Genomic DNA, 14,423 nt, shown 5'->3' with positions numbered 1-14,423 from the left:
CATGCAAAACGGACAAAAAATTGGGTTAACCATGCTCACTGCCATCGTGTTCAGCTCGATGGTTGGTGCAGGCATTTTTAGCTTGCCACAAAACATGGCGGAAGTCGCCGGTGTGGATGCCATCATCACTGCGTGGCTCATCACAGGCGTGGGTATTTTGTTCCTCGCAGGCTGCTTTTTGCATTTATCACGTCTCAAGCCTGAGCTGGACGGCGGCATCTATACCTATGCCAAAACAGGGTTTGGTGATTTGGCCGGCTTCTTCTCAGCATGGGGTTATTGGCTGTGCGCTACCATTGGCGTGGTGGGTTATCTGGTGGTGGCTTTTGCCGCATTGGGTAGCTTTGTAGATACACCCGATAGTATTGTGTTCGGTGAAGGCAATACACTATGGGCGCTTATAGGTGAATCTGCCATATTATGGCTGGTACACTATTTGGTATTGCGCGGTGTCAAGCAAGCGGCATTTATCAACCTTCTGGCAACCTTAGCCAAAAGCTTGCCACTCATTGCCTTTATTGTGTTTGCCTACTACGCTTTTGATGTGCAAACTTTCACGGCTGACCGTGCAGGCGAGACTTTGAACGTACCTTTTATGGAGCAGGTCAAAGGGACGATGCTGATCACCCTTTGGGTGTTTACAGGTATAGAAGGTGCGATTGTCTTATCACAGCGTGCAAAGAAGCGCTCTGATATCGGTCGCGCCACCTATATCGGCGTGATTTTTGCTTTAGTGTTGTATATTGCTATCACCTTGCTCTCGCTTGGGGTAATGAGCCGCATGGATGTGGCGGCTCTAAGCAATCCTTCGATGGCTGGCATTATGGCACAGATGACGGGCAGTGTGGGCAAATGGGTCATTAGTATTGGACTCATTGTCTCGGTGCTGGCGTCTTATTTGAGCTGGATTCTCTACTCGGCTGAAGTGCCATTTACCGCAGCGAAGTATAATGCGTTTCCGCGTATCTTTACTAAGCAAAACGAGCAAGGAACACCCACTGCCTCACTGATGCTCACCAGTTTGACCGTTCAATTTTGCTTATTGATGATTTTTTGGACGGGCGAAGGGTATAACACCTTGGTGATTATCTCCACCTCTATGATTCTTATCCCTTATTTTTTGGTAGGGGCGTATTTGGTCAAAGTCTCGTTTGCCCAGTCAGAGCGCTGGAGTATCAAGGCCATCGGTCTTGGAGCAAGTGTCTATGGTGTCTGGCTGATTTATGCAGCAGGCGTTGAAAATCTACTGTTGTCCCTGCTGCTATATATACCTGGTTTGGCGATTTTTTATTATAGCCGCTATCAGTCTCGGCAGCGTAAACTCAACTCTCTGAACTAAGTGCCGAAGACAATCTATACCAGCACGGCACTATTCTGCATAAAAATAAGTCCAAAAAACGTGCGCTCTTTGGACTTATTTTTTTGTGTGATTGTTCTACTGGTATCTCTTTATTTTAACCGCCATTACGACTTGGCAAAATCCTCCAAATCGATCACTTGATGGCAGTAATGGCGCATGATGTGATGATCGTGACTGACCATCACCAGCGTACAATGCTGCGCTTGACACTGTGCCACCAGCAGATCAAGCGTTTCTTTTTGAGTAATGGGATCGAGTCTAGAGGTGACCTCATCAGCAAATAGCAAGACAGGGTTGAAAAGTAGTGCGCGCAAAATAGCTACCCTTTGCAACTCTCCACCTGAGACATTGAGCGCGTTACGTTCAAGAATCCGTTTATCCAGTTTTAACTTTTCTAATAACTCAGGCACGCGGCTGGCATCTAACCGGTGCTTTTTGATGACATCATTAAGCAAGATTTTCAGTGGTACATGTGAGGCAAAAGCAGCAGGTGGATCTTGATACAGCTTGAGTACTTGATGGCGCTTGGGTTTATGTTGCCATGAGATTGAACCGCTAGCTGGTTTAAGCAGGCCGCAGAGCGCATCCCCTAGTGAGCTTTTACCAATGCCGCTGCCACCAATGATACCTAACATCTCAGATTGTTTCAGACTAAAATTTAGCCCTTCAAATAAAACGCGCTTACCACGAGTCAAACTCAAGTCTTGGACACTCAGCAAGGGCTGATCTAGAGCGGTCGTCTTGTCTTTGCGATCCCAGTTATGCGGCGCGGCGGCGATTAGCTGTTTGGCGTAGTCGGATATTGGATGATTGAGCACTTGCTCGCCACTGCCTTGCTCCAGCAATTTTCCTTTTTTCATGACCATCATACGATCATTGGCACCATGACTTAAGGATCTTGCCACATCAATGTCATGAGTAATCGTTAATAATGTTCCTCCATCTTTAGCGACATTTTTCAGTAGCATGATGACTGCTTGTTTATTGGCTTCATCCAAGCCTTTAGTAGGTTCATCGGCGATGACGATATAGGCACCACCCGAGGTGGCAATTGCAAAAGAGGCGCGCTGAGCCATACCGCCTGATAGCTCATGTGGGTAATAATCCGCAGATGCTGTTAATCCCAAATGCTCGATTTTTTCTTTTGCCGATTGTTTGCTATGCGTATTGTCTTTTTTCGCCACAAAATACAGGCTTTCCCACACTTGATCGAGCACGGTCATGGTGGGATTGAGTGAGCGGCTTGGCTCTTGTGGCAGCATCGCCATGCGGCGTCCCCAATATTCGCGTAACTGCGACTTGCTCAGCAATTGTTCTTCGATCAAAACATCACCTTGAACCATTAATTCATTGGGTAGCGCGCCCATAATAGCCTGTGCCAACAAGCTTTTCCCCGATCCTGTCTCGCCCAAGATCGTGACGTTTTGACCCTGATGCAACGTCAAACTGATCGGCTCAACCAAACTCAGACCTGATTTGGTAAACACCGCTACGTTATTGGTTTTTACCAAGACTTTTTTTGTTGATGCGTCTTGTATTGATGATGGTTCTATCATTTTGTTTTTCCTGAAAGTAATTGTAGGCTTAAGACCAAAACGAAGACGGCAATAATAGGCTGCAAAAACACAAAGGGCGCTTGATAGTAATAAGGAAACAGCTCCGTCATCATCAGTCCAAGCTCAGCGGTGGGCGGACGCAAACCAACGTTAATAAAGCCTAATGTGGCAAGTGCCAACACGGCATTACCAGCAGCAAACGCACTAAGTGTGGCGACAACGGGCAATAGCTTGGGTAAAAAATGACGCTTAAAGCAGTAGAAAAAATCCATCCCCATTAAGCGCGACGCTTCAATCTCGCGACTACTGGCAATCGTCTGCGTCATGGCGCGCACCATGCGAAAAAACTCCACCCACAATACTAGCGAGATACCCAGATATAAGGACCAAAAGCTATTGGGCGCGATAGCAGCGAACAACAATACAAATAATAATCCCGGTAGCGCCATTACGATGTCGCATAAAAACCGGCAAACAAAGTCAATCCAGCCGCCAAAATAGCCACTGAGCACCCCAAGTAATAACCCGAAAAACAACGCAAAACCTACTGATAATACAATGAGCGAAAACGACAAGCGAATAGCCGATGCCACGCGTGCCAGCATGTCGCGTCCAAAATGATCCGTGCCAAACCAATGGCTGACGCTTGAGGATTGCAGCATACCGCTCAAATCTTGAATATTGGCATCTATGGGATAATAAATTGGCTGCAAAAACGCAAAGATCAACAATAATAGCAATAAAAAACCACCAAACTTTTGGCCCAATGACAGGGTATTGAATCGATTAAAAATAGTCATAAAATAAAAATTCCTTTTGTCAGGTAAGTTTGTGATAACACCTAGCGTGCCAAGTCAATGCGTGGATCGAGCAGACCGCTCAATAAATCCACTACCATGTTGAGCACCACAAACATACCGCCCATGATCAGCGCTGTGCCCTGTATCATGGGTACATCACGCGCGACAATCGCGTGTACCAAAGCATGACCACTGCCCGGCCATGCAAACAAACTCTCCACAATCACCACCCCTTCTACCAAATACACCAGCTGCACTGAGTGATAGGCCAAAATCGGAATCGCCACATTGCGCAGACCATGACGACAAAACGCCGTCCATTTACTCAAACCCTTAAGCTTGGCAAAATCATAATACTCAGACGTTTGTACTTGTACCATGGCGTGACGACTGACGCGGATAGAAACCGCTGCCAGTCCAATCGCTAAGGTCAACGCAGGCAGAATATAATGTTGCGGTGTGCCATATCCTGCCGCTGGTAGCCATTTTATCTGCACCGCGAGTAACGTAATGAGCGCAATACCAATGATAAATACTGGTACAGAACGCAGCATGGTACTGATTACCAAGGTAAACCGATCAAACAAGCCATTGGGTTTTTGCGCGGCAAGCAGCCCCAAAGGCGGTCCGATTAGTAGCGATAGCACCAGCGCAACCAATGCCAGTGCCAGCGTATGCCCGAACTGGTGCGAGATCTCAGCCCATATAGCCTCGCCACTGACCAAGGAGTGCCCAAGATTGAGCTGCACCAAATCAAGCAGCCAATCGGTATAGCTTTGCCACCACGGCTGATCCAGACCCAGCTCTGCACGCACAATCGCAGCAGCAGCGGCATCGGTTTGATCATAACCGTAGCGACTAGCCGCGATACGGTAAGCCATATCACCGGGTAAACTACGGGTCAAAATAAAAGTCAACGTACCAACTGACCAAATGACAAACACCAGTTGTAACAAACGCTGCAAAATATACTTAAACATAATTATGAGTCACCATTTTTGAATGTATAAAACGAGTTACGGCAACCTCAAATTACCAAGACAGCTTGTTTAAATAAAAATTCCGCTCCAAACCATCAATCTCTAACCCCTTCAATGACTTATGGGCCGCAGCGTTTTGTTGGTAATACACCACAGGCACAACAGGACGCTCATCAAAGATAATCTGTGAGACGCGCTTCTTGGTCGCTACATCATTCCCTTTGGTTGTCTCAAGCGTCAATAAATCCTTGCTCAATGCAGCGTTTTGCCAATTCATGACACCCCAATCGCTACCGTTTGGATCAAAGTCTTCTATGAGCGAGCCGACAGGATCAGGGGTCATGCCGTAGTTACGGGCATATAGTCCCATCTCTAGCGTGCCGTCTTGATGGCCAGCAGGAATGTCTGAAAAATTGCCCACAGACACGTCCACATCTACCCCAATTTTTTTCCACTGCGCTTGTAAGGCGGTCGCAATAATTGGTAGCTCTGGACGATCTGAAAACGTGCGTAAGGTAAATTTAAAGGGCTTGCCGTTTTTTTGTAGCATCCCGTTACTATCCACAGTAAAACCTGCATCTAACAAACGTTGTTTGATGGCTGCTGGATCAGGCGTTTGGGTGGGGGTTTTGATTTGCCAGTCTTTAAAAATCGGCGGCAATATTTGTGCGGCAGCGGCATTTTCTGCATGCATCACAGAGCGAGCGAGACCCTGTCTGTCGATGGCATCACTAAGCGCTTGGCGAACGGCAACATCATGAAATAAAGGATTGTCCGCATTGACTTTGTATTCGATAGTACGAGCCAGCGACTTTGACTGAACTTGTAGATTTGGGTCTTGTTGCAAGCGTGTCAGGCTCGCCGAATCTAGCGTAAATACAAGGTAGTTGGGTTTGCTCTGCGCCAGTAGCGTGCGCGTTTCGCTACGACTATTGGCAAGATAAGTAACGTCCTGAATCTTGGCTTTTTCTCCCCAATAATCAGCAAAAGCTTTTTGCTCGATTTTTTGTGGTGGCTCAAATTTGGTGACGTAATAGGGTCCTGTACCCAATAGCTTTGTAACTTCGTTATTTTCATCAAACGATGCGCTCGCCAAAATAATGCTGGTGGCATGCGCCAAGTAAGCGGGAAAAGACATGAGTGGCTTGTCTAAAGTAATCTCAACCGTTTTGCTGTCAATGGCTTTGATATTTGAGATTGCGGCCGATTCCAAAGCGGTGGGTTTAGTGAGTGCCACTTGCAAACTTTTGACCACATCATCCGCTGTCAATGGCGAGCCGTCATGAAATACGACGTCATCACGCAGCACAAACGTCCATACATCGCCCTTATCATTAGACGACCAGCTTTGTGCCAGCATGGGCTGCAACTCTGCGTTTTGTTTGGCGTCCACCAACGTCTCGGCAATTTGCAGACGCTGAAAGATAAAACCAGACTTGCTTGGGTCCATAGCAGTCAACTCCCACGGGGTGACCACGATTAAGTCCTGTTGAGCATCGCCATTGCCTTTCGGCTTAGACATTGATGCCGATGAATTTGTCACCGTGCTCGCCCCAGCGATGAAATACCATGCCATTCCTGCCAATGCGACCAAAACCGCAATTAAGCCAACTTTTCTCATAAATTATTCCGTTATAGTATAACATTTCAAAAAAATCGTTATGTTATAACGAAAGTATGCAAAGGTAAACCTTTTTCTATGGTCGTTATACGTTAAAAGCTTCCTCACATTACAAGGTTAAAGGATGATTAAAGCAGAAAAACGGAAAGCTCATGCGCTCTAAATTATCTAAAAATGTCGAATAAATTCATCACTTTGTACAGAAAAAAACCAGAAGAACAAGACTGCTTTTATCAAAAATATATGGCTATACTGTGCTCGAATTGTTTAATAGAGATCAGTAGATGATTAAGACTTTTAAAAAAATAGGTATTATTTTTAGTATAGTAGCGGTGATCGGCGGGACACTGACCTTTGTAATGACTTGGAATAACCTTGGTTTTGGGGATGGTTTTCTACGTGCTTGGCTGAGCTCTTTTGCGCTTTGCGTCGTTTGTATTGCCCCTATTGGCGGTGTCATTGCCATGCTAATCAATAAAATATTGCGTACATTATTGCCAACGATTTCTACTGTACAAATGAATGTTATCTTTGGGCTATGCATGGCTGTCATCATGGAGTCAATCATGGCGGTGGTGACCACTATGAATATCAATGATTTTTCTGACTGGCGTCATTTTATCTATATGTGGATGGCGAGTTTATTGACCGCCCTACCGATTGGCATTTTCTTTTCAATCATCCTCTCATTAGTTATCAAACCCAAACTCGAAATTTTTTGGGCAAAATAATTTTAAACTTAAGATAACGGACGAATAAAAAGTGATCGATAAATAAAAAAGGTCTAAGCGAATGGCTCAGACCTTTTTTATTGAGAGAAAGTTAAGATTGTTGCGGATTTACGCGATAAGTTGTCGCTAATATGCTCGCATCTTTGATAGACAAACTACCGTTACACCTGATCAGCAATACGGATAATGGGTTTTAAAGTAGTCCCCTCAGCACTGTCTTTTGCCGCTTGATTAATATCTTCAAAGTCATAGTATTTAACCAATTTGTCAAAGGCAAAGCGCCCTTGTAAATAAAGCTCGACCAGCTGAGGAATAAAGATTTTGGTCGTAGAGTCGCCTTCCACGATACCTTGTATGGATTTACCGCCAAGCAGCAAATCATTGATATCAAAACCCGCATCCGTACCCAAGGCAGGTGCGCCCACCACACCAATAGTCCCAAGCGTGCCAAGCGAATCAATACCTTGACGTAAAACATCTGGAATGCCCGTTGACTCCAAGGCAAACAATGCACCGCCACCTGTAATATCACGTACCTTTTCGACCACATCTTCTTCTTTACTATTAATGACGTGCGTTGCGCCAAGCTCTTTGGCAAGCTCAAGTCGTGATGGCACCACATCCACTGCAATGATAGTGGTCGCGCCAGCTACTTGGGCTGCAAGTACGGCTGACAGTCCCACAGCGCCTGCACCAAAGGTCACAAAGCTCGTGCCCGGTCGTACTTTTAGCGAGTTAATTACCGCGCCTGCCCCTGTCTGGATACCGCACCCTAACGGACCAAGCAGCTCAATCGGTGCATCTTTTGACACTTTAATGGTATTGCTCTCTAAACTGAGCGCATAGGTCGCAAATGAAGACTGGGCAAAGAAATGATCGTTGAGCGGGTTGCCATCCGCATCTTGAATCGCATTATTACCTTCCATGTCACTGCCACCAAAATTACGTGGATAAAACTCCTTACAATACGCCTCATGACCTGAATGGCACGAACTGCATTTTGAACAATAGCCATAGGACAATACGACGTGGTCGCCCACTGCTATATCTTTGACCAGTGGCCCGACCTTTTCGACAATACCTGCGCCTTCATGACCCAATACCAAAGGTAATGGCACAGGATAATCTTGGTCACGGACGATCATGTCGGTATGGCACATGCCTGTGGCGACGACTTTTACCAACACCTCGTCCGCTTTGGGTGCGCGGATCTTAGCCTGCTCTAAGACGAAATCACTGCCTTTTTCGCGGGTAACGGCGGCGGTAATATCGGTATATTCTGTGGTACTCATATTTATAATCCTTTATTGTTATGTATGATGAAAATCAGTAATTTTAAGGCAGAGTCAATCTATTTTTCTATATAACCGCTTTTAAAACAAGCATCTATATGATTAATCCATTAAAAGCAGCCACCTTAAAAATATACTTGCATTTGGTCACTGTCAAGAAGAGCGCTGCTGCTGTATCCGTTTTGATACAATTAGATTTAAGATGTTGTTGTGACAGTATTTTTAATTTATTCATGTGTAAATTGAACGCTTATTTTTACATCAAAAAATACAGCATAAAGTTTTAAGTGCTTAAAGTTTATAGAGAAGTCAGACATTACCAATGAGGCGAGCGTTTGATCTCTTCTATAAGAAAATCAATAAACTGCCTTTGTAAAGGCGTCACCTGTTTTCGATTGGCATAAACCACATACACGCCCAGCGTTTTGGGTTGCCATTCAGGCAGTAGTTCAATCAATTGACCGGACTCAATCAACGGCTTGACCGTACTGGAGGGCTGCAAACTGATACCGTGACCGCGCAGCGTTGCAGCGAGCAATACCTCGGAGATATTGGCGCTGATATTGCCTGAGATGGGGACAGATTCGGGGCCATTTGGGCCATTAAAAACCCATGCTGAGCGCCCAAAATAAGCAAACGACAAACAGTTATGATGCATAAGTGACTGCGCATCGATCGGTTTACCACGCTTTTGTAGATACTCTGGCGCAGCGCAGACAATAGAGCGACACTCGCCAATACGTCTGGCGACCACGTTTGGTTCCAAGTCATTGGTAATCCGAATGGCCAAGTCAATGCGCGCATCAATCAAATTGACTGAGTCGTCCGTCGCAAGAATATCAACCGCTGTCTGCGGCCAATGCGATACAAAGCTACCAACCACATCCATCAGCAGACTATCAATCAGCGAGTAGCTGGCAGTAATCCGCAACTGACCTTTTAGCACCAGCGCGTTTTGGTTGCGTATACCATCCAAAGTATTCGTCAATCCGAGTAGCTGATGCGCCACTTCCAGCGTCTCCTCACCTGCTGCCGTCAAGCTCAAACGTCGAGTGGTGCGATGCAACAAGCGCACATCCATCCAACTCTCAAGCTCTGTCAAATATCGCGTTACTTTGGCTCTAGACATGTCTAAATTGTCTGCCGCTCGGCTCAAGCTGCCTTGCTCCACGATCGTCACAAATACCTGTAGGGCGGTCAGTCTGTCCATTGTTTTGTCCTTATTTGCGCGAAATATGAAACAGTTAATATCGAATTATAAGGTATTTCAACGAAATATAATCAAATAGAATAGATACCAGTAATTAATACCGCACATCACGTGACCCATTTACTCAAAAAAAACAGGTATCTTATGAACAAACTTATCGCCACTGCTGCTATCGTAAGCGCGCTACTGTTTGCCACGCAAGCAAACGCTGCCAACCTAACACTACAAGAATATAAGCCCGATCAAAACGCTGTATTCCCCGTAACGTCAGTACTGGCCAGCGGTGAAAAGGACGCTATCTTATTCGATGCGCAGTTTAGTGTCAGTGACGGTAAAGCCTTGGTAGATATGATCAAAAAAAGCAATAAAGATCTTAAAATGATCTACATTACCGCAGGCGACCCAGATTATTACTTTGGTCTACAGCCATTAATCAAAGCCTTCCCCAGTGTCAAAGTTGTCTCTAGTCCCTCAATTGTGAAACACATCGAAGCCACTAAGGAAGCAAAATTAGCACATTGGGGCCCTATTCTAGGTAAACATGCACCCACAAAGATTACCGTGCCACAAGTGCTTAATCAGTCAACGTTAACCCTAGAAGGTCATGAGATCGACATTAAAGAAATAAACACCCCGCAAGCCTACATGTGGGTACCAGAGTCCAAAACCGTCTTTGGTGGCGTATCTGTGACCTCAGGCATGCATGTCTGGACAGCGGATACTCAAACAACTGAGGCTCGTAGTGCTTGGGTAGAATCGCTGGAGCGTATGAAGCTGCTTAAGCCAAACATAGTCATTCCGGGACATTATATAGGCACGCCGCTCCAACAAGACTACGCCATCGACTTTACCATCAGCTATCTAAAAACCTTTGAGCAAGCACTTGCTGCTACAAAAAACCAAGATGGTAAACAATCAGAAAAAGTGACCGATATTATGACATCAGCCTATCCTGCGTTGCCGGGTGAGAGTGATTTAAAATTGAGCAGTCAGGTGAATACTGGCGAGATAGAATGGTAGTTCTGTACTAAATATAATTATCTCATTCAGTCTATTTTAGACTTTGTACAGTTGCGTCAAGTTGACGCAACTGTCTCGTTGTTTGCCTATCGAACTTGATGTTAGAGAAGAGAACTGACGTATGAACGACTAGTGTTAGTACAAAAAAAGAGAGCGGCTTATGACAACCATACAATATCGCGATGCTGAGCCTGAAGACTTTACCGTCATTGTTGACTTGTTTGTCAGCAACATGAATCTTAGTGTGTTTACCACTGCCACAGACGATGAGGCGCTGCGGCAACTGGCCATTATTTTTATGGCAAAAGACATTCACCGCGCCACCTTTATGCAAGTTGCACGATGCAGTGATACACTCTGCGGTGTCATCATTGGTGTCGCCAAGAACGACACGTGTAGAGCGTTAGCGTTTGATAATAAGCCACTGATTGCTCAAGCAAAAGAGACGCTACGACTATCAGTACAAGGACGACAGGTATTGAGTGATCTACAAGTAAAAGACGAGATTAGCGCACGACGACGTGACATAGATTTTGATAGTGAGTTACAGTTTTTTTGTGTAGATGCAAGTTACCGCCGTCATCGTATCGGTGCTACATTGATTCAAACGTTTGAAGATTATCTTATCGCGAAAGGCGCAGCCGCTTATTCACTGCATACCGATAGCTTGTGTACCTATCAGTACTATGACAATAATGGCTACCAACGTGTTGATCAGTACCCCAGTCCTCTAAATTTGCAGATTGAGCATTATACGTATGTCAAAAAGCTATCTTAATAGCTTTATACAGCAAAGAATCTATCTAAAAAGCACAATCAAAAAAGGTCTGAGCATATACCCAAACCTTTTATTTTCGCAAAAAACCTATTTATCAAAGTGAATCAGTATTAAAAATCAACGCTGACATCAAAGATGTAGTAACGACCGGGTTCATTGAACGTACGCGCACCAGCATTGGTCGTCGTGCCTTCTCGTTTGACTTGTTTATCAAATAAGTTTTTGACACCAGCGCCAATGGTGATAGCGTCCGTCAGATTATAGCGGGTGCTCACATTAGCAAGAGCATAAGGTTCACGGTCAAGTTTTGCAGTACCAAGCTCATCGCCAGTCGTCACAGAGATATTAGGTGCCTCGATGGTTCCGTAGTAGCTGACGCCAAAATCTGTATTCCAGCGCGGGGTAATATCCCAATCGACGCTTGTGTTCGCTGTGAATTTAGGAATTAACGATAGCGGCTCGCCCGTATCTTTACGCTCTGAGCGAATGTTTCCTGTTAAGTTGGTTGACCATGTGACGGTATCTGTAACAGGTACTTTTACAAATCCTTCAAGACCTTCAATGACTGCATCGCCTTGGTTTTCCCACTGAAATACAGATCGGTTTGCGGCAATACCATCAGCCACGACACCTATTACACCCACACGATCTACACCCGCACCGATACGATTGTCATAGGCGTTATGATAGTAAGTTAATCCTGCATTGAGCCCATCATTGTCTTTATAAGTAAAGGTCAACTCTTTGTTCCAAGAGGTTTCATGCTTTAGGTCAGAGTTACCCAAGACGTAACAGCCTCGTTGATCGAGCGGTACATTAGATGGACAGCCATTACCACCCGTATAGTAGATATAGTTCGGATCAAGCTGATAAAGTGAGGGCGCTTTAAATGCGCGACTAACACCTGCTTTTACCGACCAGTTCGGACTGAAATTCCAAGTGGTATTAATACTAGGTGACCAGTTACTACCAGCCTGATCATGATAGTCAAAACGGATGCCAGGTGTGATATACCAATCAGGATTAAGTTGATAATTGTCTTCTAAATAAGCACCTACTAGATACGAATCTGTCTTTGAATCACGCTTAGAAGGATCAGTCTCTGTATCACCAAACTCAAACCCCTCATCAAACGTCAATGTAGAAACCACTGGATTGTCCAGTTTTTCACCACGGAATTCTGCACCCGCGGTCAATGTATGACGGTCAAAGTAGATATCCCACTCTGATTTTGCATTTAGCGTGTCATAAGTTGCTTCTGTCCAAGTGTACTCTTCTCCTTCACCAGGAACTGAAATTTGGCCTTCATTACGACCTGCGTTGCCTTCGTTAAGGCGCTCATTGACGGTACGCGTATATTCTAAGTAACTATTACTACTGCTATTGTCATATTCACCGCGATGAGTGAATGCAGCGCCATAACGCTCCATTTTGTTGGTTTCTTGACCAGCTAATGCATTGATCAAGTCATCGTTTATTGTTTGAAATTGTGAATCGCCCGCCCAGCGATTACTTTGATTACTGTAATTAACCTCAACACCAACGGTATTCATCGCATCCATGGCGTATTCAAAAAGCTGGCGAGCGTCTATATTTTCGACCCCTTCACGACCTGCCGCAACAGAGGCTTCTGGACCACCACGCCCATCAACAATGACTGCATCTTTTGCATTAATATAAGGATCGTCTCCTTCACTCTCATGATAGCCAAGCGTGGTACGGAAGGACAGCTTATCCGTCAACGGGCCTGCCATATTGATGTTAGTCCGCCAATCGTCGCCTTCAAAATCACTGTCTGGCAACTCATAATGTCCTGACACCGAAAATTCTTTTTTGGTCGGTGCCTTTGTGATGATATTTACCACACCACCCATACTACCAGAACCATAGCGAGCCGCTGCAGGTCCACGCAATACTTCGATACGTTCAATGGCGCTTGGCGGTACCCATTGTGAATCGCCACGAGTATCTTGTTCACTGCCACGACCAGGACGCACGGCATTACGAGAAGTGACTGGCCGACCATCGATCAAAATAAGCGTGTTATTCGGGCCCATACCGCGCAAATCAATCTGACGTTGATTACCACGCTGGCCTGACGTAGACGAGCCTGACAGATTCACGCCTGGCATTTTACGCACGATTTCTGAGATGTCATTAGAGATCGATGCTTTTTCGATGGCTTCTTCACTAATGATAGACAGACCCGGCGCTTGCACCAACTCGTCCCTAGCCGCTAAGACGACAATGGTATCTAACTCAGTGCTTGGCATCTCTTGCTGTTCAGCAATATCTTGTGCCACTGTGTTTTGTGCAGAGGTTTGCTGCGCTGTCAGCGCATTATTTTCTGCCGCAACTGCTGTCGTGCTAAGAATGGAGGCAACAGCAATACTTAACAGCGCTTGGTTGGTGCCAAAACGTGGTAATTTTTTTGTATGAACAGGTTTTTTATAAGAAGGTGTTGATAACATCGGCATAAATAACAATCCTGAAAGTACTTGTTTCTATCAATACCTTTCAGCGTCATCCATCAAGGAAAGCTCAGTAATAGCACGCACACATTATGCAAAAATAAATAATGTCAGGCTAAAGTGCGCTTATATTTTGACCAAAAATAATAAAAATTTTGATCAAAAAAATAAAAACTGTCTTTCTCTGACTGCAACTGATAGACACTAAACGGTCAACATATTGATACAGGTCACATTTTAAAACAGAAAAACCGAACAGCAGTTAACTGTTCAGCAATAAAGAATGCACACTTTAGCAACATTGTAAGGATAATACAAACAATAATGATAATTATTATTGTTTACAAATTATAGTAAGATATTTTAATATAATTATCATGCAGTTATGGAGATGGTTAAAATAACCATCTTAGAATGAGGAAGGTTAGTTGTGGCAGAAGTATGAGTAGTTTTGTAAAGGATGAAATCACAAAAGTGATTTATCTAGATAATATCATGCTCTAAAAACACGCGGCGCAAGACGACTAATCTGTGCAGACGCGTGCAAAGGCTGATTGGGTACATAAGATTAATTTTTGACTGAATCATCGTGATTGAGTATAAC

At 44.7% G+C, this 14,423-nt stretch carries 11 protein-coding genes; 4 read left to right on the top strand and 7 right to left on the bottom strand.

What is annotated here, in order from left to right:
* The first annotated feature begins 1 nt into the window (after nt 1).
* Nucleotides 2-1,339 (top strand): basic amino acid/polyamine antiporter, encoded by a 1,338-nt coding sequence (locus tag A3K91_RS06295; RefSeq protein ID WP_062844501.1) that lies wholly within the window; start codon nt 2-4, stop codon nt 1,337-1,339.
* Nucleotides 1,340-1,464: 125 nt separating this feature from the next.
* Here A3K91_RS06295 and A3K91_RS06290 read toward each other — a convergent pair whose 3' ends face one another.
* From A3K91_RS06290 to A3K91_RS06275, 4 genes are read right to left on the bottom strand one after another with little or no spacing between them, the layout of a single operon-like run.
* Nucleotides 1,465-2,916 (bottom strand): ABC transporter ATP-binding protein, encoded by a 1,452-nt coding sequence (locus A3K91_RS06290; RefSeq protein ID WP_062844500.1) that lies wholly within the window; start codon nt 2,914-2,916, stop codon nt 1,465-1,467.
* On the bottom strand, nt 2,913-3,716 hold the full coding sequence (locus A3K91_RS06285) for an ABC transporter permease (RefSeq protein WP_062844499.1): 804 nt from the start codon (nt 3,714-3,716) through the stop codon (nt 2,913-2,915). The genes A3K91_RS06290 and A3K91_RS06285 overlap by 4 nt, the downstream gene beginning before the upstream one ends.
* A 41-nt stretch (nt 3,717-3,757) precedes the next feature.
* On the bottom strand, nt 3,758-4,696 hold the full coding sequence (locus tag A3K91_RS06280) for an ABC transporter permease (RefSeq protein ID WP_062844498.1): 939 nt from the start codon (nt 4,694-4,696) through the stop codon (nt 3,758-3,760).
* A gap of 52 nt (nt 4,697-4,748) precedes the next feature.
* The gene (locus tag A3K91_RS06275) at nt 4,749-6,317 is read right to left on the bottom strand and encodes an ABC transporter substrate-binding protein (protein WP_062844497.1); all 1,569 of its coding nucleotides are present in this window, start codon (nt 6,315-6,317) and stop codon (nt 4,749-4,751) included.
* 284 nt (nt 6,318-6,601) lie between these two features.
* Between A3K91_RS06275 and A3K91_RS06270 the strand changes: the two genes are divergently transcribed.
* Complete coding sequence (locus A3K91_RS06270) at nt 6,602-7,048, top strand: DUF2798 domain-containing protein (protein WP_062844496.1); 447 nt, start codon at nt 6,602-6,604, stop codon at nt 7,046-7,048.
* 161 nt (nt 7,049-7,209) lie between these two features.
* Here the strand turns inward: A3K91_RS06270 and A3K91_RS06265 are convergent, their stop codons facing one another.
* Together A3K91_RS06265 and A3K91_RS06260 are read right to left on the bottom strand one after the other, a co-directional pair.
* The gene (locus tag A3K91_RS06265; protein ID WP_062844495.1) at nt 7,210-8,340 is read right to left on the bottom strand and encodes an NAD(P)-dependent alcohol dehydrogenase; all 1,131 of its coding nucleotides are present in this window, start codon (nt 8,338-8,340) and stop codon (nt 7,210-7,212) included.
* A gap of 316 nt (nt 8,341-8,656) precedes the next feature.
* A complete protein-coding gene (locus A3K91_RS06260; RefSeq protein WP_062844494.1) occupies nt 8,657-9,550 on the bottom strand; it encodes a LysR family transcriptional regulator in 894 nt (297 codons plus the stop codon).
* Nucleotides 9,551-9,694: 144 nt separating this feature from the next.
* Here A3K91_RS06260 and A3K91_RS06255 point away from each other — a divergent pair, with 144 nt between their 5' ends.
* Nucleotides 9,695-10,570, top strand: a complete 876-nt coding sequence (locus A3K91_RS06255; protein WP_062844493.1) for an MBL fold metallo-hydrolase — start codon at nt 9,695-9,697, stop codon at nt 10,568-10,570.
* A gap of 160 nt (nt 10,571-10,730) precedes the next feature.
* Complete coding sequence (locus A3K91_RS06250; RefSeq protein ID WP_062844492.1) at nt 10,731-11,348, top strand: GNAT family N-acetyltransferase; 618 nt, start codon at nt 10,731-10,733, stop codon at nt 11,346-11,348.
* A 110-nt stretch (nt 11,349-11,458) separates the two neighbouring features.
* Here A3K91_RS06250 and A3K91_RS06245 read toward each other — a convergent pair whose 3' ends face one another.
* Nucleotides 11,459-13,825, bottom strand: coding sequence for a FepA family TonB-dependent siderophore receptor (locus tag A3K91_RS06245; protein WP_062844491.1), 2,367 nt, complete (start codon nt 13,823-13,825; stop codon nt 11,459-11,461).
* Between the last annotated feature and the right edge of the window lie 598 nt (nt 13,826-14,423).

The organism is Psychrobacter alimentarius (genome assembly GCF_001606025.1).
GTDB classification, from domain to species: Bacteria; Pseudomonadota; Gammaproteobacteria; order Pseudomonadales; family Moraxellaceae; genus Psychrobacter; species Psychrobacter alimentarius.
This window is presented reverse-complemented; position numbering and strand designations above follow the sequence as displayed.

Excerpts from the sequence above, each read along its gene's own strand:
- A3K91_RS06295 (WP_062844501.1), top strand. The coding sequence starts at position 2 with ATGCAAAACGGACAAAAAATTGGGTTAACCATGCTCACTGCCATCGTG.
- A3K91_RS06290 (WP_062844500.1), bottom strand. The coding sequence starts at position 2,916 with ATGATAGAACCATCATCAATACAAGACGCATCAACAAAAAAAGTCTTG.
- A3K91_RS06285 (WP_062844499.1), bottom strand. The coding sequence starts at position 3,716 with ATGACTATTTTTAATCGATTCAATACCCTGTCATTGGGCCAAAAGTTT.
- A3K91_RS06280 (WP_062844498.1), bottom strand. The coding sequence starts at position 4,696 with ATGTTTAAGTATATTTTGCAGCGTTTGTTACAACTGGTGTTTGTCATT.
- A3K91_RS06275 (WP_062844497.1), bottom strand. The coding sequence starts at position 6,317 with ATGAGAAAAGTTGGCTTAATTGCGGTTTTGGTCGCATTGGCAGGAATG.
- A3K91_RS06270 (WP_062844496.1), top strand. The coding sequence starts at position 6,602 with ATGATTAAGACTTTTAAAAAAATAGGTATTATTTTTAGTATAGTAGCG.
- A3K91_RS06265 (WP_062844495.1), bottom strand. The coding sequence starts at position 8,340 with ATGAGTACCACAGAATATACCGATATTACCGCCGCCGTTACCCGCGAA.
- A3K91_RS06260 (WP_062844494.1), bottom strand. The coding sequence starts at position 9,550 with ATGGACAGACTGACCGCCCTACAGGTATTTGTGACGATCGTGGAGCAA.
- A3K91_RS06255 (WP_062844493.1), top strand. The coding sequence starts at position 9,695 with ATGAACAAACTTATCGCCACTGCTGCTATCGTAAGCGCGCTACTGTTT.
- A3K91_RS06250 (WP_062844492.1), top strand. The coding sequence starts at position 10,731 with ATGACAACCATACAATATCGCGATGCTGAGCCTGAAGACTTTACCGTC.
- A3K91_RS06245 (WP_062844491.1), bottom strand. The coding sequence starts at position 13,825 with ATGCCGATGTTATCAACACCTTCTTATAAAAAACCTGTTCATACAAAA.